The 24,397-nt window shown below is 57.4% G+C and carries 25 protein-coding genes and 1 pseudogene; 10 read left to right on the top strand and 16 right to left on the bottom strand.

What is annotated here, in order from left to right; all coding sequences use genetic code 11:
• Positions 1-189 precede the first annotated feature (189 nt).
• Complete coding sequence (locus OC605_RS20185) at positions 190-1,110, top strand: LysR family transcriptional regulator (RefSeq protein ID WP_262139057.1); 921 nt, start codon at positions 190-192, stop codon at positions 1,108-1,110.
• Between the two features lie 27 nt (positions 1,111-1,137).
• On the opposite strand, the gene OC605_RS20180 is transcribed toward OC605_RS20185, so the two are convergent.
• From OC605_RS20180 to OC605_RS20170, 3 genes are all read right to left on the bottom strand, one after another.
• Complete coding sequence (locus tag OC605_RS20180) at positions 1,138-1,914, bottom strand: alpha/beta fold hydrolase (RefSeq protein ID WP_256809832.1); 777 nt, start codon at positions 1,912-1,914, stop codon at positions 1,138-1,140.
• Positions 1,915-2,060: 146 nt separating this feature from the next.
• Positions 2,061-3,302: an MFS transporter gene (locus OC605_RS20175; RefSeq protein WP_137213624.1), complete on the bottom strand. Its 1,242-nt coding sequence runs from the start codon at positions 3,300-3,302 to the stop codon at positions 2,061-2,063.
• Between the two features lie 118 nt (positions 3,303-3,420).
• Entirely contained in the window at positions 3,421-4,554 is a 1,134-nt protein-coding gene (locus OC605_RS20170) for a lactonase family protein (protein WP_262139053.1), read from the bottom strand.
• A gap of 274 nt (positions 4,555-4,828) precedes the next feature.
• Here OC605_RS20170 and OC605_RS20165 point away from each other — a divergent pair, with 274 nt between their 5' ends.
• Positions 4,829-6,121, top strand: coding sequence for an Nramp family divalent metal transporter (locus OC605_RS20165; protein WP_410056009.1), 1,293 nt, complete (start codon positions 4,829-4,831; stop codon positions 6,119-6,121).
• Positions 6,122-6,163: 42 nt separating this feature from the next.
• Here OC605_RS20165 and OC605_RS20160 read toward each other — a convergent pair whose 3' ends face one another.
• The 5 genes from OC605_RS20160 to folE form a co-directional block, all read right to left on the bottom strand.
• A complete protein-coding gene (locus OC605_RS20160; RefSeq protein WP_110600551.1) occupies positions 6,164-6,967 on the bottom strand; it encodes a DUF1206 domain-containing protein in 804 nt (267 codons plus the stop codon).
• Positions 6,968-7,093: 126 nt separating this feature from the next.
• On the bottom strand, positions 7,094-7,399 hold the full coding sequence (locus OC605_RS20155) for a DUF6482 family protein (RefSeq protein WP_016774774.1): 306 nt from the start codon (positions 7,397-7,399) through the stop codon (positions 7,094-7,096).
• A 14-nt stretch (positions 7,400-7,413) separates the two neighbouring features.
• The gene (locus OC605_RS20150) at positions 7,414-8,124 is read right to left on the bottom strand and encodes an SDR family oxidoreductase (RefSeq protein WP_262139049.1); all 711 of its coding nucleotides are present in this window, start codon (positions 8,122-8,124) and stop codon (positions 7,414-7,416) included.
• Positions 8,121-8,663 (bottom strand): DUF3833 domain-containing protein, encoded by a 543-nt coding sequence (locus tag OC605_RS20145; protein WP_262139047.1) that lies wholly within the window; start codon positions 8,661-8,663, stop codon positions 8,121-8,123. The genes OC605_RS20150 and OC605_RS20145 overlap by 4 nt, the downstream gene beginning before the upstream one ends.
• Positions 8,664-8,708: 45 nt before the next feature.
• On the bottom strand, positions 8,709-9,266 hold the full coding sequence (folE, locus tag OC605_RS20140) for a GTP cyclohydrolase I FolE (RefSeq protein WP_016774771.1): 558 nt from the start codon (positions 9,264-9,266) through the stop codon (positions 8,709-8,711).
• Positions 9,267-9,622: 356 nt separating this feature from the next.
• Here folE and OC605_RS20135 point away from each other — a divergent pair, with 356 nt between their 5' ends.
• Entirely contained in the window at positions 9,623-9,934 is a 312-nt protein-coding gene (locus OC605_RS20135) for a hypothetical protein (protein ID WP_122880606.1), read from the top strand.
• 723 nt (positions 9,935-10,657) lie between these two features.
• Positions 10,658-10,927: pseudogene (locus tag OC605_RS20125) on the top strand (potassium transporter TrkG); the annotation flags it as partial.
• A gap of 59 nt (positions 10,928-10,986) precedes the next feature.
• Here OC605_RS20125 and OC605_RS20120 read toward each other — a convergent pair.
• Entirely contained in the window at positions 10,987-11,469 is a 483-nt protein-coding gene (locus OC605_RS20120; RefSeq protein WP_262139043.1) for a DUF6130 family protein, read from the bottom strand.
• A 210-nt stretch (positions 11,470-11,679) separates the two neighbouring features.
• Here OC605_RS20120 and OC605_RS20115 point away from each other — a divergent pair, with 210 nt between their 5' ends.
• Positions 11,680-12,201, top strand: coding sequence for a hypothetical protein (locus tag OC605_RS20115; RefSeq protein ID WP_133337673.1), 522 nt, complete (start codon positions 11,680-11,682; stop codon positions 12,199-12,201).
• 170 nt (positions 12,202-12,371) lie between these two features.
• Positions 12,372-12,752, top strand: a complete 381-nt coding sequence (locus tag OC605_RS20110) for a hypothetical protein (RefSeq protein WP_133337675.1) — start codon at positions 12,372-12,374, stop codon at positions 12,750-12,752.
• Positions 12,753-12,823: 71 nt separating this feature from the next.
• Here the strand turns inward: OC605_RS20110 and OC605_RS20105 are convergent, their stop codons facing one another.
• The 3 genes from OC605_RS20105 to OC605_RS20095 form a co-directional block, all read right to left on the bottom strand.
• On the bottom strand, positions 12,824-15,214 hold the full coding sequence (locus OC605_RS20105; protein WP_262139041.1) for a TonB-dependent siderophore receptor: 2,391 nt from the start codon (positions 15,212-15,214) through the stop codon (positions 12,824-12,826).
• A 121-nt stretch (positions 15,215-15,335) separates the two neighbouring features.
• Positions 15,336-16,316: a FecR domain-containing protein gene (locus OC605_RS20100; protein WP_262139040.1), complete on the bottom strand. Its 981-nt coding sequence runs from the start codon at positions 16,314-16,316 to the stop codon at positions 15,336-15,338.
• On the bottom strand, positions 16,303-16,821 hold the full coding sequence (locus OC605_RS20095; RefSeq protein ID WP_051600722.1) for a sigma-70 family RNA polymerase sigma factor: 519 nt from the start codon (positions 16,819-16,821) through the stop codon (positions 16,303-16,305). Before OC605_RS20095 ends, OC605_RS20100 begins: the two co-directional genes overlap by 14 nt.
• A 282-nt stretch (positions 16,822-17,103) precedes the next feature.
• Between OC605_RS20095 and OC605_RS20090 the strand changes: the two genes are divergently transcribed.
• The 4 genes from OC605_RS20090 (at position 17,104) to leuD (ending at position 21,671) form a co-directional block, all read left to right on the top strand.
• The gene (locus OC605_RS20090) at positions 17,104-17,979 is read left to right on the top strand and encodes an alpha/beta fold hydrolase (protein ID WP_186569601.1); all 876 of its coding nucleotides are present in this window, start codon (positions 17,104-17,106) and stop codon (positions 17,977-17,979) included.
• 97 nt (positions 17,980-18,076) lie between these two features.
• Positions 18,077-19,384, top strand: a complete 1,308-nt coding sequence (gene dctA / locus OC605_RS20085; RefSeq protein WP_262139061.1) for a C4-dicarboxylate transporter DctA — start codon at positions 18,077-18,079, stop codon at positions 19,382-19,384.
• Positions 19,385-19,641: 257 nt separating this feature from the next.
• On the top strand, positions 19,642-21,063 hold the full coding sequence (gene leuC, locus OC605_RS20080) for a 3-isopropylmalate dehydratase large subunit (protein ID WP_186569646.1): 1,422 nt from the start codon (positions 19,642-19,644) through the stop codon (positions 21,061-21,063).
• Positions 21,064-21,065: 2 nt separating this feature from the next.
• Entirely contained in the window at positions 21,066-21,671 is a 606-nt protein-coding gene (gene leuD, locus OC605_RS20075; RefSeq protein ID WP_186569647.1) for a 3-isopropylmalate dehydratase small subunit, read from the top strand.
• A gap of 56 nt (positions 21,672-21,727) precedes the next feature.
• Here the strand turns inward: leuD and OC605_RS20070 are convergent, their stop codons facing one another.
• The 4 genes from OC605_RS20070 to OC605_RS20055 all read right to left on the bottom strand — a co-directional run bounded on the left by OC605_RS20070 (position 21,728) and on the right by OC605_RS20055 (position 24,342).
• Entirely contained in the window at positions 21,728-22,645 is a 918-nt protein-coding gene (locus OC605_RS20070; protein WP_024012984.1) for a LysR substrate-binding domain-containing protein, read from the bottom strand.
• Between the two features lie 124 nt (positions 22,646-22,769).
• Positions 22,770-23,399 carry an isochorismatase family cysteine hydrolase gene (locus OC605_RS20065; protein ID WP_262139039.1) on the bottom strand — a complete coding sequence of 210 codons (630 nt, stop codon included), beginning with the start codon at positions 23,397-23,399 and terminating at the stop codon, positions 22,770-22,772.
• Positions 23,400-23,473: 74 nt separating this feature from the next.
• Positions 23,474-24,130, bottom strand: coding sequence for a DsbA family oxidoreductase (locus tag OC605_RS20060; RefSeq protein WP_262139038.1), 657 nt, complete (start codon positions 24,128-24,130; stop codon positions 23,474-23,476).
• Positions 24,127-24,342, bottom strand: a complete 216-nt coding sequence (locus tag OC605_RS20055) for a tautomerase family protein (RefSeq protein ID WP_016774741.1) — start codon at positions 24,340-24,342, stop codon at positions 24,127-24,129. The genes OC605_RS20060 and OC605_RS20055 overlap by 4 nt, the downstream gene beginning before the upstream one ends.
• Positions 24,343-24,397: the final 55 nt, after the last annotated feature.

Below are 24,397 nucleotides of genomic sequence, written 5' to 3'. Positions count from 1 at the left end.
CGGGCGTACTGGCGGGAGTTGAAGCATTGCCCAAATTTAACTGTGTACACCAACCCCTGTGGGAGCGAGCCTGCTCGCGAAAGCGGTGTGTCATTCAACGATGATGTTGCCTGACAGAATGCCTTCGCGAGCAGGCTCGCTCCCACATGATTTCACTGTGTTTTCGAGGTTTTTTACAGGTTCCCGTCTATGGATCGTTTTCAGGAGATGCGCATGTTCCTGGCCGTGGCCGAGGAGGGTGGCTTTGCGGCGGCGGCCCGGCGTTTGAACACCTCGCCCCCCAGCGTCACCCGCGCCATCGCTGCGCTGGAACAACGCATCGGCACGCGCCTGTTGTCGCGCACCACGCGCAGCCTGCACCTGACCGAAGCCGGGCATCGTTACCTGGATGATTGCCGAAGAATTCTGTGCGACGTCGACGAAGCCGAAGAGGCGGCCGCCGGCAGTTATCGGGTGCCGTGCGGGCACTTGAGCGTGACCGCGTCGGTGTTGTTTGGCGAGCTGTTCATCGCGCCGTTGCTGGCGCAATACGTCGATGCGTTTCCTTCAGTGCATCTGAAGGCGTTGCTGGTCGATCGCGTGGTGAACATGGCGGAAGAGGGTATCGATGTCGCCGTGCGCATCGGCCATTTGCACGAGAACAATCAGCATGCGATCAAGGTCGGCGAGGTCCGTCAGGTGATCTGCGGCACCCCCGATTACTTCGCCCGCTATGGCCGACCGCAACATCCGAACGAGTTGAGCCGCGCCAATATCGTCATGTCGTCCGCCAGTCATTTGCTCAGCGATTGGCAATTCGCCCATGCCGACGGGCCGTTGAGTTTTCGCTTCGAGCCGCGTCTGGTGGTCACCGCGAATCAGGCGGCGATCAACATTGCGAGTACCGGTTGGGGCATTACCCGGGTGCTGTCTTATCAAGTCGCCAGCCAGGTTGCGGCCGGTGAACTGGAATTGGTGTTGCAGGCCTTTGAGCCGCCGGCGTTACCGGTGCAACTGGTCTATCTGAAACATCCGCGCGTACCGGCGAAGGTGCGCACGTTCGTGGACTTTCTCAGCGAGCGGCTGCAACACCACCCAGCGCTGAAAGCCGTGAACAGGGTTCACGGCTAGGGCTTGAAGGTTCAACTCAGCGCTGGATCACTTCGCGGCCGCAGCGGTTTCGATCAGGCTGGCGACGGCTTTCGGATTGGACACCATCACCACGTGCGAAGCGCCTTTGACCACGACGGTCTGCTTGGAGTGCGCGCGCTCGGCCATGAACGCCAGGGCTTGCGCCGGGATGTTCTTGTCCTGGTCACCGTAGACGAAGTACGACGGCACGGTTTTCCATGCAGGCTCGGTGGCGGCTTCGTTGAGCGCGGCGACGGTCACCGGGCGCTGGGTCGCGGCCATCAACTTCGCATCTGCCGGGGAAACATCGGCTGCGAACTGCTCATGGAATTTGTCCTGCTGAATGTACAAATCCTTGCCACCATCGGCCAGCTCAACCGGGGCCGACAGGGTCGGGCCGAGGGTGCTGCCGGGGAAACGGCCGGATAATTCGGCTGCGGTTTCACCCTTTTCCGGGGCGAACGCGGCGACGTACACCAGCGCTTTGACATTGGCATTGCCGTAAGCGGCTTCGCTGATCACCGGGCCACCGTAAGAGTGGCCGACCAACACCACCGGAGTTTTCACGCTGGCCAGCACATCCGCCACCGATTGCGCATCACTCTTGACCGAGCGCAGCGGGTTGGCCGCAGCGATCACCGGATAGCCATCCTTCTCGAGAATCTTGACCACGCCGTTCCAGCTGCTCGAATCGGCAAAGGCACCGTGCACCAGCACCACGGTAGGTTTGACCGGTGCGGCGAACGCGGCGCTGGCACCAAACATGGCGGCGGTAAGGGCGAGGGTAGCGAAGACTTTGTTCATGGTGATGTCCTGTCGATTGGTTAAGGTAGGAATGGAAGCGACAGGGGTATTTAGCGCGCTAAATTTGTCAGTTCTGTGTGCGCAAGGCTGAACTTCGCATGCGTGTGTATCAGTGTCGGCAAAAGCTACATGCTGATACAAACCGCTCAGTTTTGGCTCAGCAGTGCAGCGGACTCGAACTTGTCAGTCCGCTGCAGCGTTTCCGGAACACCGATCAACAGCAGCAGAAACGCCGCCGCCGCAACTCCGGCAAGAGTCAGGAACGCTGCGCTGTAACCGGCGGCCTCGACGACAAATCCGGCCAGCCCATTGCTCAGCGCCGCGCCCAGACCAAACGCTGTGGTCAGCGCGCCGAGGCTGACATTGAAATGCCCGGAGCCGAGGGTCAGATCCTTGACCATCACCGGGAACAGCGCGCCGAACAGCCCAGCGCCGACGCCGTCGAGGAGCTGCACGGCGACCAGCCAGTACGGATCATCCGAGAAGGTGTAGAGCAAGCCACGCAGCGGCAGGATCAGAAAACCCGCCAGCAATAACGGTTTGCGCCCCCAGACATCCGCTTTCGCGCCGGCCAGCAGCGCCATCGGCACCATCACCAGTTGCGCGGCGACGATGCAGGCCGAGGTCAGCGGCGTGGCCATGTGCAAGTTGGCTTGGGCGAGTTTCTGGCTCACCAGCGGCAGCATCGCCGCGTTGGCCAAGTGAAACAGCGCGCAGCACAGGGCAAACATCAGTAACGGGCGATTGCTCAGCAGTACCTTGAATCCGGACGGCTGATGGCTTTGATCGCCAGGCTGCAAACCGCGCGCGACGTCGTGATCAATCGCTTCTGCCGAGACGAACAGCACGGCAATCACGCTGGCCAGCGCCATGACCGCCATCAGATAAAACACCGCCACCGGACCAAACAGATAGGCAAACAAACCGGCCAATAACGCCGCGCACGCGTTGCCGGCATGGTTGAACGTCTCGTTGCGACCGGTACGCCGGGTGAATGCTCGTGGGCCGGTGATGCCCAGGGTGATCGCGGAAATCGCCGGGGCGAAAATTGACGCTGCCGCCGCGCTCAAGGCTTGAGTCAATGCCACCAGACTGAATGACGAAATGAACGGCAGGAGCAGACAACTCACCGTGACCAACAGCGCGGCGATGATGACCAGCGCCCGTTTCGCCCGGCTGCTGTCAACCAGCGCACCAGCGGGCGTCTGCGTGACCAGTGCTGCAATACCAGCGAGGGTCATGACCACACCGATGCTGGCCGGGTCCCAGTGGTGTACGGCGAGCAAGTAGATGGCGAGGTACGGCCCGAGGCCGTCGCGGACATCGGCGAGGAAGAAATTCAGACTGTCCAGCGAGCGGTTGTTGCGGCGATCGAGATGGCTGATCACGGGGGGCAGTCTCTTGAAAGTGAGGTCTGCGTAAATGTATCAACCTCGGCAAACCTAATGACCGAAGCGGCGGGGGATTAGTTGCAGAACGGCGGAGCAGTCGCTGCTCCGCAGATATTCATGCATCAGGCGTTTGCAGTACTTCGATCCATAACGCGCCTTTGCCGGAGGCCGCTTCACCGACACGCTTCAGCGCGCCATCCTTGCTCACCGCGTACGTACCGACCTTGGCGCTTTTCTCGCCCGTCACCAGCAGCCAGTGGCCATCTGGGGAGAAGGCGATATTGCGTGGTTGTTGTTCCTGCACTGAGTAGTTATCGAAGAACTTCAGTCCTCCGGTTGCCGGATCCACGGTAAATGCCGAAACGCTGCTGCTGGTGCGCTCACTCATCAGCAGCAGTTTTCCATCCGGCGACATGCGCAGGTCGGCAGCCCAGATGCGTGGGGTCGGATCGTCTTTCAAGTCGTTGTTGCGCGCATCACGGACTTCGCCCTGGGCCAGCTTCAATCGTTCGGGAATGCCGTTGGCCACAGCGATTTGCGTTAACGCGCCGCTGGCGTCGTCGATTGAAAACGCAGTCACGGTGCCGCTCATTTCACCGACCACGTAAAGGAATTTGCCGTTCGGCGAGAACGCCAGGTGCCGAGGGCCGGTGTTGTCCGGGACGCTGACCGAGCCGTTGCCGATCGGGCTGAGCTCGCCAGTCTTGGCGTCCAGGCGATATTGCAGCACCTTGTCGGTGCCCAGGTTGCCGGCGTACGCAAAGCGATTGCTCGGCTCGGTGCGAATCGAATGCGCGTGCAGGCCGGTCGGGTAGCGCAGGATGTTGGCGGAAGGTTGATGATCTTCGCCGATCTTTTGAACGCTGAGGGTATCGGCGCCGTAGGACGCGGCGAGCAGGTAGCGACCTTTTCGATCGGTCGACAGGTAGGCCATGCTCTCTGCCAGGGGCGCTTGGGTAAACTTTGTCAGGTGCCCGCTTTTGGAGTCGATCCGATAGCCCAGAACCTGGAAAGGCTTGACCCGCAACGCTGCAAACAGCACTTTGCCGTCCGGGGTGAGGGCCATGGGATTGACCTGATCACCGGCCTGAACCTGTTCAATAAGGGTGAGTGCGCCGTTGTTCTGATCAAGGCGATATTGCGAGATCAGACCGTCGCCGGGGCTTGAGATGTAAGCGTAGGTAGCGGCGTTGGCCGTCACGCTCAACGTGGAGGCGAGCGCAGCGATCAAGAGGGTTCTTTTCATCATTTCCAGCCTTATTGTTGTTGTGATCAGTCATCCTATGAGTGATTGGCTGGGCCATCAATGGCTATTTCGTGGGCCTGTAACGTCGCTACGCTTATTTGACGTGCTTATTCTAGATGATTTTGATCAGCGGAAATGATCGGAGAGGGTGGTCGTGATTGAGGTTTGACACATTTCTACATACTCTCCCGTTAGCGTTGTTGTACGACATCCTACCTAATGTGCGCAGTGCAACAACTCTCACAAAAACAATAACGGAGATACCCCTATGACGAGCATGGCTCCACTCGATCATCAGGCCGCTGCGAAACCGCAAAACCTGTTCCTGCGTACGCTGAAACTGCTCGGCCCCGGCATTATCGCCGTGCTGTCGTGGCTCGGTGCGGGCGATCTCATCACGTCTTCAGTGGCCGGTGCGAACTACGGCTACGCGATGATGTGGGTGCTGGCGGTCTCTTTGCTGTTGAGATACCTGATCGTCAACATCATTGCCCGGTTCCAGCTGTGTAATAACCAAGGCATGACCATTCTTCAGGGCTACGCCCAGCTCAACCCGGTGTTTGCCTGGTTCATGCTGGTTTATGCGTTGTTGATGGGGCACTTGATGAACGCCTACATGATCAAGGGGGCAGGGGAGTCGCTGGCGATGCTGTTCAAGATCGATCAGCCATTGCTGTGCTCGGTGGCGGTGGTGCTGGCGGTGTGGATGCTGGTCGGGCGCAACATCTACACGATGATCGAAGGCGTGATGAAGCTGCTGCTGGCGATCATGACCCTGGCGTTCATCGCCCTGGCGGTGATGTCCGGCCCGGATGTCAGCGGCATCATCAAAGGCACCATCGGCTTCAGCATTCCGCCGGACGAAGGCGTGCATGGCGCCTTGCTGGTGGCGGTCTCGGTGATCGGCGCGGTCGCCGGCTCGATCGCCAACTTCGTGCACCCGTATGTCATGCGCCAGAAAGGCTGGACCGGGCCGCAGCACAAGCGCATTCAACGTAACGATCTGCTGTTTGCGGTGTTCGTCGGGATCATCATCAACCTGGCGATCTGGATTGTTGGCGCGGAAATCCTGCGGCCCAACGGTATCGAGGTGAAAACCTTGGGCGATCTGGGCAAGGCGCTGGAAATCTTCTTCGGCTCGATCGGCTGGTACGTGTTCTTCATCGGTGTGTTCGCGACGCTGTTCGCCAGTATTTCAGGCAAGACCACGGCGTTTCCGATGCTGATCACCGATGCCTTCCAGCATGTTCGTCCTGAGCGTCGCGAGAAGTACGGCAAAGAGTTCCATCATGACCCGATGCACAAGTGGTTCATGCTGTTCATCCTGGTCACGCCGCTGATCTGGTCGATGCCGGGCATGCCGGATTTCGTCACTCTGACCATTGGTGTCAGCGCATTGAACATCATTGGTTTGCCGGTGATTTCCCTGGGCTTGCTGATCATGTCCAACCAGAAATCGCTGCTGGACAAGCAATACCGCAACAACCTGTTCGAAAACATCGCGCTGATGTTTGCTACAGGTCTGGCGCTATGGGTAGCGTTCCAGTTGGGCGTTGATCTGTTTACTTGACGGGAAGCAGTCGAGGGGGCAAACGCCCCCTCGAATCGCCGCTTACAACGGCACATCCATTTCGATCCGGCGCCAGGCCGCTTCGGAAAAGCTGTACACCGAAAATGCTATCAGCCCCAAGGCCATCAGCATCAACAGCACGCCGCCTGCCGGCAGATTCTGCAAAGCATCCAGTGCTTCCTTCATGCCGGGTGGATTGGTCGCCTGATAAACCGAGCCGCTGACCGCCATCAGCACTGCAATCTCGATAAACACCACGCCGCGGGCGATCAGGCCAAAGCGCGACACCGGGCGCACGTAACGCATCACTTCGTCATCCGCTTCGAAGTATTTCTCGAACGTGGCCTTCCAGCCTTTGATGATGTGGGCGATACCGACACCCAGCGGGATCAGCGCGATCAGGTAGATCAACAGGTTCGAATGCTCGAACGACAGCAGCTGCGCGAGCAGATCCTTGGTCTTGCCATCGCCGGAGCCGCCCGAACTCCTGAGACCACTCACCAACAGACCCAAGGCAAAGAAGGCCAGCGCCGCATTGACCAGACCGCCGGCGAGCAGACCTGCGCGAATGACCAGGCCTTTGAATTCGGTGCCGTGGTGGTCGACATCGCGGATCGCTTGCAGCGCACGCCAGGCGGCGAAGGCCAGCAGGCCGGCGACCACAACACCGATCAGCACGTAGCCGAAGGGCTGGCTGAGCAATGCTTCAAGGCTTTTGTGACTGTCTTTCGGTTTGGTGGAGTCGTGCGCCGCCAGCAGCGCGAAGATGCCGATGATCAGATACAGTACGCCGCGCGCGGCGTATCCGCCTCGGGCAAGCAGGACAAGCGTGTGTTGAGTGGACATGGGTTTTACTTCCAGGGAATCGATGTGAAGCAGACCCGTGGACGGGGCAGGGGTTCGATAAATGCGTCGCCGGTGGGCGACGCGCGCCTTATCAGCCTGCCATGCAGCGCTTGCCTCGCTTCGGCGTCATAACGGCGTGGTCAGCGAAAATGGAATGCGCAGCTCTTCAACCGGCCCTGAATCCCGGCCGCACATTTCGTCGTGCACGCATTGCTGCACCAGCACGCAGGGAAACGCCGGCACGGTTTGCAGCAAGTCGCGCAGGTGGGTGATCGAACGCAGGTGCATTGGCTTGGCCGCATCATCGAGCAAGGTGAACTGGCCCTGATCTACGCGAATTCTCGCCAGATAAAATCCACCTTCGAGTGACAGCAGCTCCAGTTCGCGAACTTCACTGTTGGCCGCACGTTCGGTGAGGGTTTGCAGATTCATGCTTCACTCCTTGCCTACCAGGGCAGGCGTTCTCCATCGTAGGCGAAGAAATGGCCGCTATCGGCCGGCGTCAGCGTGTCAATCAGACTCAGTAATTGCGCAGCGGCAATGTCTGCCGGGCGGGCGCTCGAGGCTCCGCGAAAAGGTTGCGACAACGGCGAGACCACCGTGCCCGGGTGCAGGCTGAGCAAGCGACTCTGCGGTCGCGTGCGCGAAAGCTCGATGGCGGCGGTCTTGATCAGCATGTTCAGCGCAGCCTTGGAGGCGCGATAGGCGTACCAGCCGCCCAAACGGTTGTCGCCGATGCTGCCGACTTTTGCCGACAGCATTGCCATCGCGCCTTGAGGCGCAAGCAATGGAAGAAAGTCGGGTAACAGCAATGCCGGCCCCAGCGTGTTGACCTGGAACACGGCCTGCAGCGATTCGGCTTCGATTGCGCTGTAGCTTTTTTCCGGCTTGATTTGGTCGCGATGGAGGAGGCCGGCCGCGTGAATGATCAGGTGAAAGGGTGCTTCGCCTGCCAGTTCAGCAGCGGCGCTGGCGATCGTTTCAGGCTGCTCGAGGTCGAGCTTCGGCACAGTTTTGCGTCCCAGCGCACGGACGCTGGCGCAGCGTGGATCCTGGTTCAAATGTTGGCAGAACGCCGTGCCGAGGGCGCAATTGGCGCCGATCACCAAGGCGCGATAACCGTCGCCGAACGAGGCCAGGGTCAACCCACTGCTCATGGGTTCGCTCCAGCGCTCTGACGACGGAAGAACACCGTCACCTGACCGACTTCGAAACCCCACTTGGACATACGGGTGCGGTTGATCAACGTGTCTTCGTCGACCAGGTACATCCAGTCGTCCATGCTCATCTCGTAGGTTGAATCATCAACTGGCAGGTTCAGGCGATAACGCCAGTGGAAGGTGTTGCCTGCGATCTGGCCCTGCGCAACCCCGACCACATCGTGCGCGCGACCGCTCCACTGACCATTGGCCCCGGGAGTGAGGGTCCAGACCCGACGCTCACGGGTGCCGTCGCTGTAACGGAAGCGCTCGTCGAGGATCAGGTTTTCACCCTCACGACGGCTGGCAATATCGACCTCAAACCGCTTGACCACTTCGCCGTTGCGCTTCTGAAACATGCCCCAGGCTTTGACGGGCTGGCTGAAAAACTGCTCCAGACTCAATGCCGGTTGCTGATCCGCGTAACGAGCAACATCGACACTGCCGCAGCTTGCAATGCTGAGCGCCAGTCCTAACAGCAGCAGAAATCGGGTCATCTTCCTACTCCTTGAGCTTGTACAGTTAACAGGCTGTGTATAGGCCTAACGCCGGCCGATGAGCTGGAGAAATTCCTGCCGCGTCGTCGAGCTGTCGCGAAAGGCACCGAGCATGACCGAGGAGGTCATGATCGAATTCTGCTTCTCGACGCCGCGCATCATCATGCACATGTGCCTGGCTTCAATAACCACCGCGACACCGGCAGCATCGGTGATCTGCTGGATCGCCTGAGCAATCTGCCGAGTAAGGTTTTCCTGGATCTGCAGACGCCGCGCGAACATGTCGACCACCCGTGCCACCTTGGACAGCCCCAGCACCCGGCCAGTGGGGATATACGCCACATGCGCCTTGCCGATAAACGGCAGCATATGGTGCTCACACAGCGAATAAAGCTCGATGTCGCTGACGATCACCATTTCATCGCTCTGCGACTCGAACAGCGCACCGTTGGTGACGTCTTCCAGGCTCATCGCGTAACCGTTGCACAGGTATTGCATCGCCTTGGCGGCGCGCTGGGGCGTATCCAGCAAACCCTCGCGTTCCGGGTTCTCACCGACGCCAACGAGGATTTCACGGTAATGGCTGGCTAATAGTGGGCTCATTCGGGTTACTCGTGGCGGTGCTGAGTCGGGACCAATGTCTGGCGAAAAGGTTGTACGCATACAGGTTGGCTGTATAGGTTTTATTGAAGATAGGCTGAAAAGGATCAACTGACAACGCATCTGAGGTTTTTTTGTGCGGGTTTGGGATTGCAGGCAGGAAAAAGCTGGGGCCAGGTTTGGTGAGTGGTCTGCCTGGGCCAGATTTACGGGCGTCTCAGCTGATAGCTGCCGGTGGCGGATTGCAGCTATCGGCCAAAAGCGGACGCTCAACGCACTTTTTTCCAACCCAAAGCGGTCGTCATCATGTTCAAGTATTATTGCGCCGATGCTCGGACTGTTCATAGGTAGGTTGATGCATGGCCAGAAGCGTTAGGCTTCAACAGAAACTTCATTCAAAGTATCTGGTTGAGGTAGCGGGAGAGGTGGTGCTTGATGACTGCCTTGTTGAAAAGCTATGGGCGCTCAACAGAGGTGACAGGTTTGAGCTGAATTCACGATCCTTCGGTTTTGGACCTGTTCAAAAATACCGCTTGGAATACGCGATAACGAGAGGCCCCATTCCTGGGCATTGGCTCTACAAAGAATTTGACCCAAAGGAACTGACATTATTTTTTACGGCAAAAGACTTTGCCGGCATTTGTCATGGCTGGACCTTGTTTGACGAGTGACCATTCACGGTTCGCTGCCTGGGAGGCAGCTTCTGGCCAATAGCCGTGATTAAGCGACCAGCGTAATCTTTCGGCCTTCTCGCACAATTGAGGCAAGCAACAGATGACGGAACAGCTTTGCGTTGTATTCATTCCGGCGCTTTCGGTGGCTTTGCAAAGCGCCGAAACGAACAAAGGCTCCCCACTTACAGAGTCCGAGGCACTCAAAATTCGTGATCACGCGCCGTGTGTTGCAGTTCCATTCGACGTCGCCCTGGATATGGAGAACGAACGTGGGTTCCGGGACTTAGTCGCCGAGGACTGCTGGAATGAATGGCAACGACTACGGCTCTCAATGAAGAAATGCCCCCTCTGAATTGCACCCGTACTCAGTCATAAGATGCAGTCTTCACCTGCCCATTGCTGCTGAAATGAGAGGCAGCTATTGGCCGGAGTCCGCCACTCACAAATGACCGCTGACGGCCAAAAACAGTCATTCAGGTGTGCCGATAAAAACCCATAATCGGCCATAAGTAGATGGATGGAGATTTATTGCCTCAGCGAGCTTGCAAGAGCGAGCCAACCAGCGAGCCTTTGACCTATCGAGTACTCGACACGCTAGCTTATCTGGACGGGTTTTAAGGTTGTCAGAGTTCATGGGTTGCCATAATCGGATGCACGAGAATCGGCCACGAGAAAAAATACAACGGCCATCCCATCGACGAGGAAATCGTCCGTTCGCTGCTGACCTTCTCGTTTTTCTTCACCATCACGATTGCCGCCATCGCTTTGGGCTTGGCGCTGATCGGGCTTGATTGGATCACCGCCCTGAGCGGCGCCGCTACGGCGGTGTGTAACGTCGGCCCCGGACTGGGCACAATCATCGGGCCGGCAGGTAATTTCTCGTCACTGCCGGATGCAGCCAAATGGCTACTGACTGTCGGCATGCTTCTGGGCCGGTTGGAAATCCTGACGGTGTTGGTACTCGTGACCCCGGTTTTCTGGAGATATTGAGCCAGTCATTCGCTGGCAGAGACGCCGATTGTTGCCTGTTTCGGTGAATAGCACGGCAGTCATGGCTTTACCGCGTGATCGTCAGTACGGGGAGCGTCCATCGGTTTCTTCTCCGGTACTGTAAAACTCACTGTCGTACTGGTGATGATCTGGTGCGTCGGGTCGGCCACTTCCAAGAGAACCTTGTGAGGACCGGGCGTTAGCCCGACCAGGATAATCGGGTCTTCACTGGTGTGCGCCCACGTACCTTTCCAGTCATCGACGGTCACGTGAAGGTGACCTAAGCGTGGTGATACCTGCGCAGCCACTTTGCCAAATACCGGCATGATCCTGGCGTGCTCTGTTCGAAACTGGATGATGACCACTCCACGGGCGAGCGGCTCGGCAAGCGGCGGGTAGGCAATGAGTCTCGGCGCACTCTCGGATGCCAATGGCAGTATCGCCGGTGGAGAATCGCTGTCTGCTGCCCCTTGTCCGAGCACGGATGTGCAAAAGCAGACACCCACAGCCAAGGCCAATAGACTTCCGGGAGCGAGGGACATGATCTGGTTCTCTGCGTGATTTCATTCAAGCGTAGATCAACCTGGGTATTGCCCGCTGCTCATTTGAAACTGGAATCATCTAACGTATTTCATCGATACTGACTGGCCGCTTCTGGCCGATCTCCGTGTCACGGATCGCCAAATACCCAAAAGCGGCCACCTTGTGTTTGTGTACTATCTGTGTCCATTCACTGCTAAGCGAGATGCTTGATGCCTGATCGCTACTCCTCGTCTCCGGCAAGAGCTGGGCGGGATCTGCAAAACGCACGCTCGCTTTTGGGAAAGCAACTGAGCGATCTGGTGTACTACCAGTACTACTTCAACCACGAGAAGTATTTGGGTGACATTGGTTCTCTAGAGTGGCGTTTTGGCGAGAGAGAAGTTTTATCCATGTATCTCTTGAGTGATGGCGAACGAGTAGGCGCGGATTTATTGCCGACTGACGCGCCCACCTCATTTGATATAGAGCCGGACGCGACTTGCTCCTGGAAGATGGAAAGCCTGTTTACAGATCTGTCAGCAAGCCACCTTCAGCACAAAATAATTTGCGAAGTTGAGGGGATTCTTGATTCCCTCAACGGGCAAGAGACTTGGCTAGCCGGATTCAAAGTGACGTTCGAGACCGGCGACACCTTGATTTACCTTAACCAAGGCGACGATGCGGTCGTATTGATCAATTCGCTAGCGCCAGTAAGCGAGGGTCTCGATACCCGCTTCGTCACCTCTATCTGATGACAGTCCAAGTCGACTTCTACCGTGTAAGGCCTGGGGAAAACGGGACCACCCAATCCGAAGCTGCATTTGAACCATAGCTGCCCCTTAACAGCAAATCTGCCAACATGTTTCCTAACAGGCTTGTCCTGAATCCATCGCAAAACCGAACTCACGAGTACTTTGATCCCATGGCCACACGTCTTAGTGATGCCGAGCTTGATTACGTACTGGGGATGATTGAGAAAGCCCCAAACACGGAATTAAGTGTCATGTGTGACCACCTGCAGATCGACAGCCGCGATCTTCTCAATCAGTTGGCGATCTCAGTGGCAAGACTGTTTATCACCGGCGGCCGCGATTTTCACTACTGTGATGAGGTGATGAATATTGTCATCAGCGATATCGTCGATCTGTCCTTGTACGCAGAGATGCCCGAGCCGGCATTTTCGATCTATCAGGCATTTGATGCGGGCGAGTATTGGCACAGCGGCGATGACCGGGAGGTATTCCCTTGGGAGAGGTGGACCCGTCCTGAGCTCGAGAGAATTTTGCGTGAGGTCAGCGGTTGATAACCAAGTCGAAGGTGCCCGCGATAAAGCGGGCACCGTTTCCTTTACGAGAAAATAGGCTACCCGCCTAATTACCAGTTGTAGCTCAGCTTGGCGGTAATCTCGCGGCCCGGGTTGTAGAAGTTCGCGGTGCCGGAGCCGACCACGTGCTGCTCGTCCAGCAGGTTGCTGACGTTCACCGCCAGGTCGGTGCCCTTGGCGATCTTGTAGTTGAAGGCGGCGTCGAACAGCGTGGTGCCATCGCTTTTGCCGGAGTTGGCTGCATCGAAGTAATAAGCGCCGACGTAGCGTGCACCCAGGCCCACGCTGACATCAGTGGCGGGTACGTCGTAGTAACTCCAGAGCGAGGCGGAGTGCTTGGGTGCCGTGGCGAATTCGTTACCCTTCAGCGAGCTGCCATCGTACAACGAACCGCGCAGTACTTCGGACTCCATGTAGGAATAACCACCGATCAGGCTGAGGTTCTGCGTTACCTGCGCCTTGGCCTCCAGGTCGAGGCCACGCGCGCGCGATTCGCCAACTGTCTGCTGCTCGATGATGCCGCTCGGCAGCACCACGGCGATGGTGACGTTTTCCTGGGTCAGGTCATACACGGCGGCGGAGAACAGTGCATCCATCCCCATCGGCGCATACTTCACGCCCACTTCGTACTGCCTGCCTGTCTGCGGTGTCACGCCAACCTGCGGCGGCGAGACGGATTCGACCATGCTCACGTAGGTGGACACCTCATCGTTGACGATATAGGTCAACGCACCTCGGTAGGAGGTTTCGGAGAAGGTGTCTTTCTCAGTGGATTGCAAGCCTTTGCTGGTCAGGTCCATCGAGTCGTTGCGCACACCTCCGGTGACGATGAAACGCTCGTAGAACGACAGGTTCTGCTGAAGGAAGACGGCCTTGGTGGTCGCGTCTCGCTTGTTGACGGCATACGGCGCGATTGAGCGTGGAACGCCAGTAAACACAGGGTTGGCAATGTCGATCGGGGTCGTCAGGGCGTAGACCGAGCTTTCCTTGGTGGTCGAATCGAGATACTCCACGCCCACCAGGCTGCTGCTGTCGATGTTCTCGAAGCGGGCATCGTATTGCAGCATCAGATTGCCGTTGAACTGGTCGGCTTCAGTGTCGGTTCCAAACAGGTACCGATCGACGCTAGTACCGACACGTGCGGCGCTGTCGCTGAGGTACACGTAGCCGAAATCATCGGTCAACTTGCTGTAACGCAGATTGCTGCGCAGCACAAAACCGTTGTCGAAATCATGGGTGACGTTACCGCTGAGGCTGGTGCGCTCGACATCGTGGAAGTTGTAGCTGGGCTCGCCATAAAACTTGCTGCGGTCGTATTCCCGATCCAGTGGATAGCCGCCGCTGTTGGGCGAACTCTCGGTTTTCAGGTAGTCCAGAATCATCGTGGCCGACGTGTAATCCGTCGGTGCCCAGGTGAGGCCACCCATAAACAGCTGGTTGTCGTCCTGCGAGTGGTCGTACTCGCGATCGCTGTTCTGGCCTTTGGCAGTAAAGCGGCCGGCCAGGGTTTTCTCGTCGTTCAGCGCATCGCCGACATCGATGCCGGTCTCGACATGGTCAAACGAACCGTAGGTCACATAGCCTTGGCCAAACTTCTCGAAGCGCGGCTGTTTGGTCACGAAATTTACCGAACCGCCCGGGTCTGCAGGGCCAAACAGGGTGGAGTTGGCGCCACGCAGAATCTCGATGCGCTCATAGGCGAATGGGTCTTCGCGTACGCCGCGCATTGAGCTGAGGGTCAAGCCGTCACGGTAGGTGGTGGCCTGGAAGCCGCGGATCTGGAAATAGTCGTTGCGATCATCCGTACCATAAAAGTCACTGACCACGCCCGGCGTATATTGCAGCGCTTCTTCCGTGGTGCTGACGCTGCGTTGCTGCATTTCCTTGTTGGTCACCACCGACACCGATGCCGGTGTATTGAGAATGCTGGTGGCCACCTTGCCGCCCACCCAGAGCTCCTTGGCAACCACCGAGTTGGCGTCGTCGTCGGCACTGACCCGGACCTTGGCATTGATGATGAGCGGGGCGAGGCGGTAGTCCTCGACGGCCGTTGCGTCGAGTTCCAGCGGGCCGGCGGTTTTTGCTTGAGGGGTCAGCAGGTAAGCATTCGGCCCTTGCTGTTCGACCTGCAATTCGCTTCCCTGAAGCAAGGATGACAGCGCTGCCGATGTATCGAGCGTGCCATTCACGCCAGCCGTGGTGCGGTTCGCCACACTCGAGGCGTCAAAGGAAAGGCTGATGCCAGCCTCGCGCGCAAAGCGGTCAAGCGCTGGCGCCAGTGGCCCGGGGGCGATATTCCACTGTTTGACTTGATTGCTGTGATCAGCGCCCGAGGTTTGCGCCAGCGATGGCAATGCGTAGCTGCTCACGATCAAACCCAGGATCGCACCGTGCATGGCACGACTTAATGGATGGCGCTGTGAAACCGGGGACGAACTCATTTTCTCGCTCCAAGAAAGGACATCGGCAGACTGGCCTGTATTCCGGCCTTCCTTACAGGTCGAACGAGAATGAGAAACCACCTCATTATTTTTCAGGTGGCGAAAAAATATTCGGGTGGAGTCAGGTGGCAGCGGTTACGGTGACCCAGTAACGGGTTCGGTAATCAATGTGCAGGCGCAGTGACTGCGCGATCAATGCCAGGACCCGATCGTTGTCGGCGAGCTGGAAAGTGCCGGAAACGCGACGATCAGCGACCTCTTCGGCGCAGCGCAAGACTCCTGGTCGATAACGCGACAACTCTGCGATGAAGTCACCAAGGCGCATATGGTTCGCACTGATCACACCGTCACCCCAAGCCCATAGATCGAGGCCGTTGTCACTGAACGTTCGGGCGTCACTTGAGGTGAACAGCAGTTGGTTTCCTGCTAGGACGTTGCGGCTCGCAGGCGTGTGGCTGGAGCCGGGGAAAACCGTGACTGATCCCTCCTGAGCTGCGACCAGAGTGCCGTCGTCACGCTCGCGGACCAGAAAGCGCGAGCTGTGGGCTCGCATGATCCCGTCGCGTGATTGCACCCACAACGGTCGCGCTTGCGGCGAGTATTGATCCGCACCAACATTCACGATGATTTCACCACGGCGCAGGATGATCAGGCGCCGCTGGGCGTCGAAATCGCTGTCGACGGCGCTATCGCTATTGAGCTGGATAAGGCTGCCATCATCGAGTTGGAAACGTCGTTGCTCGCCGGTGCTGCTGCGCTGCTGTGCAAGCATGGAGGGCAGGGGGGTGTAGTCGCGGCCGAGCCAGGCTGCCGTGCCAACGGTCGCCAATATGCCCAGTAGCTTCAGGCTCTCCCGCCGGCGCATTCCCTGCTGGGCGCCCTTAAGGGTTTGTCGAGCCAGTTGAGCTGGCACGCCTTCGAATTCATCGCCAAGCGTTTCCACACGCTGCCACGCCAACGCATGCTCCGGGCGCTGCTGCAGCCAGTGCTCAAACGTGCGCTGTGTCTGTTCATCGGCCTGATTGAAGCGAAGGCGCACCAGCCATTGGATTGCCTGCTCGACAATGGCCGGATCCAGCGCCTCGGGCTCAGGCCTCGACATAACGCAAGCGATAGCAGTGTTGCAGGGCCGTGGCCAGGTCGCGCTCCACCGTCGCCCGGGAAACTCCGAGCTTTTCGGCGATTTGCGCGCAGGTCAGACCGTCGAGTCGGGCAAACAAAAACGCTTGGCGTACTCTTGGTTTAAGCGAGTCGAGCAAACGGTCTATGCGCTCGAGCGCATCGAGAATCATCAGCCGGCTTTCTTCCGATGGAACCTCGTGTTGCGGCAGCAAGGTGATGCTTTCCAGGTAGGCGCGTTCTAGTTCGCGACGACGATACTGATCAATCATCAGACCGCGGGCAATGCTGCTCAAATAGGCGCGTGGCTCGCGCAGGGCGCCGGACTGATGGCGGTGTTTGAGCACACGGACGAAAGTGTCCTGCGCCAGATCTGCGGCGTTGTCGCGACAGCCGATGCGCCGAATCAGCCAGCCCTGTAACCACGAGAAGTGGGTGCGATAGAGCAGCCCTGGATCTGCAGTACCTAGTGTTTCGTCGCTACGCATCGGCATCCCGGGACATACATGATTGATAATGAATCGCATTCTACTCAGGCGATGGGCGTCAAGCAAATACGTCGCATGAAGGAATTAATGCAATAAGCCCCGCCTAAGTGGGGCTTGTTAAAAAGGGATGTCAGATATTCTTTAAAGACTGCAGTCTGTTCGCGAAGGGATGGATCGAGCGTCCTTTGAACACGCTTCATGAATAATTGCACCACGCTTTGCGACTTTCACTTTAGCGCCAACGATTTCAGGATGTAGGCAACTACAACAAGGAGTCACCTCATGTTTGCCGGATTCCTCAAAGACCAGCGTCATGTCAACGGTGTGGACATTGCCTATCGCATTGGCGGGAGCGGGCCGGGCCTGCTGTTGCTGCACGGTCACCCTCAGACCCATGTCATTTGGCACAAGGTCGCCGAACAACTGGCCGAGCATTTCACGGTGATTGCCGCCGACCTGCGCGGTTATGGTGATAGCGGTAAGCCTGTAGCCAACGACGACCACACCAACTACTCCAAACGCGAAATGGCCAAGGACGGTGTCGAGCTGATGAATTCCTTGGGCTTCGAACGCTTTTCTCTGCTGGCCCACGACCGTGGCGCCCGCGTTGCCCATCGCCTGGCATTGGATCATCCCGCTGCAGTGCAACGCATGGTGCTGCTCGACATCGCGCCAACCTTGTCGATGTACGCCCAAACCAACGAAGCATTTGCCCGCGCGTACTGGCACTGGTTTTTCCTGATCCGCCCGGCACCATTGCCGGAAACCCTGATCGAAGCCGACCCCGGAGCCTATCTGCGCAGTGTGATGGGCAGTCGTAGTGCGGGGCTCAAACCGTTTACTCACGAAGCCTTCGGCGAATACCTGCGCTGCCTGAAACTTCCGGGCGCCGCCCGGGGTATCTGCGAGGACTACCGCGCCAGCGCCAGCATAGATCTTGAGCATGACCGTGCCGACATCCAATCCGGTCGTCACCTGAGTCTTCCATTGCTGGTTTTATGGGGCGCCGAAGGCACGGTCGGTCGTTGCTTCGAACCGCTCAAGGAATGGCAGCAGGTCGCCACAGATGTTCGTGGCAAGGCGTTGCCCGCCGGCCATTACCTTGCTGAAGAAGTCCCAGAGGTATTGCTCGCCGAGGCAATGGCTTTCCTGCGTTGACAACCGCCTTTCACTGATATGAACCAGCCTTGCGCCGCAGGACATCATTGGCCTGCGCGCAATAGTCATGCCCGAAACACGCCTGGAGATAATAACAATGACAATCAGAAAACTGCTGGGAACGCTCTATGTGCAGGTCGTCATAGCAATCGCCATGGGCATCGTGGTCGGCCACTACTGGCCCCAGATTGGCGTCGACTTCAAGCCATTGGGTGACGGATTCATCAAGTTGATCAAGATGATTATCGGCCCGATCATCTTCTGCACGGTGGTCTCGGGAATCACAAGTATGCACGACGTGAAGCAAGTCGGGCGGGTGGGCGGCAAGGCATTGCTGTATTTCGAAATTGTTTCGAGCGTTGCTCTGGTCATTGGATTGATGGCGGCCCATCTGTTGCACCCGGGGGCGGGCTTCAACATCGACGTCAAGACGCTCGACTCCTCGGCGATTGCCGGTTTTGTCGGCCAGGCGGAGCACGGCGAAGGCATTACCGGTTTTTTGCTGCACGTGATTCCATCGACGTTTTTTGATGCGTTCTCCAAGGGTGAGATTCTGCCCGTGCTATTTGTTTCGGTGCTGTTCGGCATTGCGCTGGTGATGGTCGGTGAAAAGGGTCGCCCACTGGTAAGCGTGATCAACCAGGCCAGCGAAGTATTCTTCCGCATTGTTGGCATCATCAGCCGCGTGGCACCTGTCGGAGCGTTTGGCGCGATTGCATTCACCATCGGAAAATACGGCCTCGGCTCGTTGCTGCCGCTGCTGAAATTGATCGGAACCTTCTATCTCACGGCATTCATTTTCATTACTTGCGTACTTGGCAGCATTGCCCACTACGCCGGCTTCAATATTTTCAAACTGTTGGCGTACATCAAGGCCGAACTGCTCATTGTGCTTGGCACCAGCTCTTCAGAATCAGCGCTGCCGCAACTGATTCAAAAACTTGAAAGCCTTGGTGCGTCCAAAGGTGTAGTGGGGATCGTTGTTCCGACCGGCTACACCTTCAACCTGGACGGGACCAATATCTACATGACCCTGGCTGTGTTGTTCCTGGCTCAGGCGACCAACATCGATTTGAGTCTTGAGCAACAACTGACTTTGCTGGCGGTGGCCATGCTCACCTCCAAGGGTGCGGGCGCAGTGGTCGGTGCGGGTTTCGTCGCGCTGGCCGCGAGCCTGGCGGTAGTGCCTACCGTACCTGTGGCGGCGATGGTGTTGATCCTCGGGGTCGACCGTTTTATGGCGGAATGCCGATCCCTGACCAATATCATCGGGAATGCCGTCGCAGCCCTTGTAGTGGCGGCCTGGGAGGGTGAACTGGATCGCAGCAAGATGGCGCCGATCGCCCTCAAGCGCGGCCGTCGTTCACGAGCAGCCGCAGCGGCTGCCAAGCTTTCCCCCGAATAGGCTGCTCCCGGCACAGATTCCATTCTGTTGGCTCATGGCGCGAGTACTACGCCGCTTTGAATCGCAACACAGTGTCTTGGCGTTGTTCTGCTCAAGATATGACTCCCACAAATGAATGTCCTACAAAAGCACTGGCGATTATTCACGCATCGTGCGCAACGCCTTCACCTTATCGCTATTGATACAGAATCAGCGGCAAAAATAAGCTGTTGACATACCGCACCCATATTCATGCTTAGACCGAAAGAGCCCATTCAATGAATAAGCCAAGAACGCTCTATCAGAAACACATCGACAGCCACACTGTTTGTGCTCTCGATGATCAGGGCCATGTCCTTTTATACATTGACCGCCAAGTCGCCAATGAATACACGAGTCCACAGGCGTTTAGCGGTATGCGTGAAGCAGGTCGCCAGGTTTGGCGCCCGAGCGCGACTTTGGCGGTGGTAGATCACGTTAACCCGACTGCTCCAATTCGTATTGCCACAATGCCAGATGCAGGTGGCGCACAGCAGGTCTCTTACTTCGAAGAAAACTGCCGAGACTTCGGAATTGAACTGTTCGATATTCTCGATAAACGTCAGGGTATTGAGCACGTCGTAGCGCCCGAGCAAGGCTTCATACTGCCTGGCATGATCGTCGCAGCCGGTGACAGTCATACCACGACCTATGGTGCATTGGGCGCGTTTGGTTTCGGCATCGGCACCTCCGAAATAGAACACTTGCTGGCATCACAGACGCTGGTCTACAAACGCTTGAAGACCATGCGTGTAACGGTGAACGGTTTACTTGCAACCGGCGTCACCTCCAAGGACATCATCATGGCTCTGATCGAAAAGATCGGAGCTTCGGGCGCCACAGGTTACGCAATTGAGTTCGCGGGGCCGACGATCAAAGACCTCAGCGTTGAAGCCAGGATGACCATCTGCAACATGGCTGTAGAAGCTGGTGCGAGAGGCGCCTTCATGGCACCGGACGAAAAAGTCTTTGCCTACCTGCAATCCAGGCCCCGCGCACCTCAAGGCGAGATGTGGGAGCAAGCAGTCGCGAAATGGAGAGGACTGCATAGCGACGAAGGTGCTCTGTTTGATTGTGAAGTCACTCTCGATGTTGGTGCGCTGGAACCCATGGTCACCTGGGGGACGAGCCCTGATCAGGCGGCGCCGGTTGGAAGTCGTGTACCAGATCCCGCCAGTCAGACAGACCTCATATTGCGTCAGGGGATGCAACGAGCCTTGGACTACATGGGCCTGGTACCCGGAATGCCGCTCAGCGACGTGATGATCAGCCATGCGTTCATTGGTTCCTGCACCAATGCCAGGATTGAAGACTTGCGTGATGTTGCACGAGTGGTGCGCGGTAAACGAGTCGCTGCCCATGTGCGAGCAATGATCGTCCCGGGATCGACCTTGGTGCGTAGCCAGGCGGAAGAGGAGGGGCTCGCGCAGATTTTCCTGGATGCGGGTTTTGAGTGGCGGCAATCAGGCTGCTCGATGTGCCTGGCCATGAATGATGACGTGCTCGCACCCGGTGACCGGTGTGCATCCAGTACCAATCGCAACTTTGAAGGCCGGCAGGGCGCCGGTGCGCGCACCCATCTGATGAGCCCGGCGATGGTCGCTGCGGCGGCGATTACCGGGCATTTGACTGACGTTCGATCTTTCGCTCTGGAGGCGTGAACATGCAACCTTTCACCACGGTAATCGGCAGTGCAGCACCGTTTTTGGCTTCCAACATCGACACCGACGTCATCATGCCCAAGCAGTTCCTCAAGGGGATCGATCGCAAGGGGCTGGACCAAGGCCTGTTCTTCGATCTGCGATTTCTTGAGTCCGGCGAACCCAATCCAGAGTTCATTCTCAATCAGCCCGCCTGGAACGATGCCGCTTTTCTGGTGGTCGGGCCAAACTTTGGTTGTGGATCAAGCCGCGAGCATGCCGTCTGGGGCTTGAAGCAAGTCGGTATCAGAGCACTCATTGGCACCAGCTTCGCCGGTATTTTTTATGATAACTGCCAGCGAAATGGCGTGCTGGCCATCCAGGTGTCCGAAGCGCAGCTGAAACAAATTGCAGGCGTTATCAGCAACGCAGCAACAGCGAAGATCAACGTGAATCTGCCAGAGCAAACGATCGAATTAGCTGACGGTGCAGTTATTCACTTTGAGATTGATCAATTGCGTAAGCAGTCGCTGTTACTCGGTCTGGATGCCATTGGCACCACGCTTCAGCGTACCGAACAGATTCGCAGCTTTGAAACCCGGTATCTGTCGGAGAATCCCTGGTTGTGAACCAGATGGAAACAGTGTCGACGGTAGATCGCATGCTGGGATCTACCGCCAGGGCATCACTCAACCGATAGATGGCGAAAATACTCTTCGAGAAACTCGACACAAACCCTCAATTTCGCCGACTCACTAAGTCGGGTGGGGTACACAGCCCATACGTTCGCACTTTGAGTGTATTGGTGAAGTACTTGCACCAGTCGTCCTTGTTCCAGCATCGGTTTAACGTCCCACATCGACCGCAACAAGATCCCTCCACCGCTCAACGCCCACTCCAGAACAATCTCACCGTTGTTGGAGGACAAAGGGCCGCTTACGCGCACCGACTCTTCGTGTCCGTCCTTTGTCAGGTTCCAGACGCCGAATGCGTTATTTCGCTCTTTCAGTACCAAGCAATCATGGGTGGTCAGGTCATCTAATGAGTGTGGCATGCCTCGCCGCTCCAGATACTCCGTAGTTGCACACAGCACTCGTCGATTGCTCACAAGTTTTCGGCCCAGGTGCTGACCAGGCAGGTCATCCCCGACACGTATCTCAAGGTCAAACCCTTCGCCGACGATATCGACTACACGGTCAAACACGTCCAGACGGATATCGAGTTTCGGGTAGGTCTGCGATAGTTTGCAAATCGCTGGTGCTACGTGGTTACGTCCAAAACCGAAGCTGCTGCAAATATGCAGCGACCCTGTAGGTTGATGCCGCGCTTCGGATATTTCGCCAAGAAATTCCTGGAGGTCTCCCAGCAGTTTTTCTGCCCATTGCCGGGCTCGTTCGCCGTCGTCGGTCAGCGCAATACGTCTTGTTGTGCGGTGTAGCAGCTTTGTGGCTAGAGTCGACTCAAGTACGGAAATGCGTTTGCTTATGTAGGCAGGTGAATAACCCAACTCTTCAGCGGCATTCGCAAAGCCGTTTTTTCGGATAACAGTCAGGAAGACCTTTAAATCTTCCGGCAACGGAAACTGCTCACGATTCGTGTTCATATACCGAATAAAGCCGCCATTTACCTGTAGTGCGGGAATAATAACAGCGATTCAGGCTATCAGCGTTCTATGGGGCCAGTGCAAGTTCGCAGTATGCGAGTTGTCCGGTGAGGCTCATCGGCCATTACTCCTGTTGTGCCAGCGCCTCAATCAATTCCTGGGTGGTGACGATTGAGTGAGCGAAAGTCGGCCCGTTCAACTCGTGGGCGGCGTGCATCATTTCCGCGCGGAAAGCGGCGGTCGCATCGCGCACCAGCGTGACGTGGTAGCCCAATTCCGAGGCGTAGCGGGCGGTCGCTTCGATGCAGGTGTTGGCGAGCAGGCCGACGATGATGACGTGGGTGATGCCTTTCTGCTTCAGGCGAAAATCAAGGTCGGTATTGGCAAAGCCGCTGGAGCCCCAATGTTCCTGCACGACAATGTCGCCGTCCTTCGGCGCGAAATCGGGATGCCATTCGCCGCCCCATTCACCGCGTGCGAAGTGGTGCATGTGCATGATTTTGCATTGGGTCGGTGTTGGATGGTCCCAGTCTTCGTAGTCGCCGTGTTCCCAGCGGTGGTGCGGCACGATGACCACTGGAATGTTCTGCGCTCGTACGGCGCGATCGAGGGCTCGCAGGTTGTCGAGCAGCCCGACCTGTTCGGCAATCGGCTTGATCAAGGGGAAGACCTTGCCGTTTTCCGAGAGAAAATCGTTGTAAGGATCGACCAGCAGGTAAGCGGTGCGGTTCAGCGGATAAGAGGCGTTCGACATGACGATGTACTCCGCAAAAGTTGAGTGACCGATGCTGTGGGCTTGGCCGAGCATCGTGCTGGTAAATCGCTTTGTCAGGCCGGGGCAGACTCTCGTGCCACTTGCCTGAGGATTTGTTCGTATTCCTTGACGGATAGCGATCCGGACACCAACTGGCGACCGTTCAGCACCATGGCCGGGACCGAATTAATCCCGCGCTCAAGGTAAAAACTTTCAAGTTCACGGACTTCGATGGCGAACGCCTCGCTAGCCAAAATCTCGCGGGCGTGGGTGGTTGAAAGTCCCGCTTCAGCGGCCAGGCGCACCAGTGTTTCGTGGTCGCTTGGGTTCTCGCCGTCGGTGAAATAAGCCTCGATCAGGATTTTCTTCAGCGCGACCTGGCGGCCTTCCTGCACGGCCCAGAACAGAAGGCGATGGGCATCGAAGGTGTTGTAGAAATGGCTGCGCTTTTCCAGGTCGAACTGAAAACCGATGGCCTTGCCACGCGCGACGATCATTTCATTGCGCGAGGCGACTTCTTCGGCGCTGCGCCCGTATTTGCGCATCATGTGCTTGATGGCGTGCTCGCCCTCGGCCGGCATGTCCGGGTTCAGTTCGAAGGGCTTGAAGGTCAGCTCCACGACAACCTCGCCGGCAACATTGGCGATGGCTTGTTCCAGCGCTGTGGCGCCGAGTGCGCACCAGGGGCACACCACATCCGACACAAAGTCGATACTGACGGGGAAGGTCATTTCTTCGACTCCGTCAGTTGTTGGCGGTACTCGGTGGTGGTAATTCCGGCATAGCCCCAGTTGTCGGTATCGACCTCTTCAATAACGATGTGGGTGAGGTGCGGGTCCTTGTTGAGGACGGTTTGCATGGTTTTGGTGATCTCGGCGATGACTTGGGATTTCTGTTCTTTGGTAACGCCGTCGCGAGTGATACGAACGCTGATGAAAGGCATGGGATAAGTCTCCAGTAGGCGCCCCATCGATATGAAGAGGGGAGCAGTGGGATGG

This window comes from Pseudomonas sp. Marseille-Q5117 (genome assembly GCF_946901175.1).
Lineage (GTDB): Bacteria > Pseudomonadota > Gammaproteobacteria > Pseudomonadales > Pseudomonadaceae > Aquipseudomonas > Aquipseudomonas iranensis.
The sequence above is the reverse complement of the archived record's forward strand: the minus strand, read 5'-3'. Positions and strand labels throughout refer to the sequence as shown.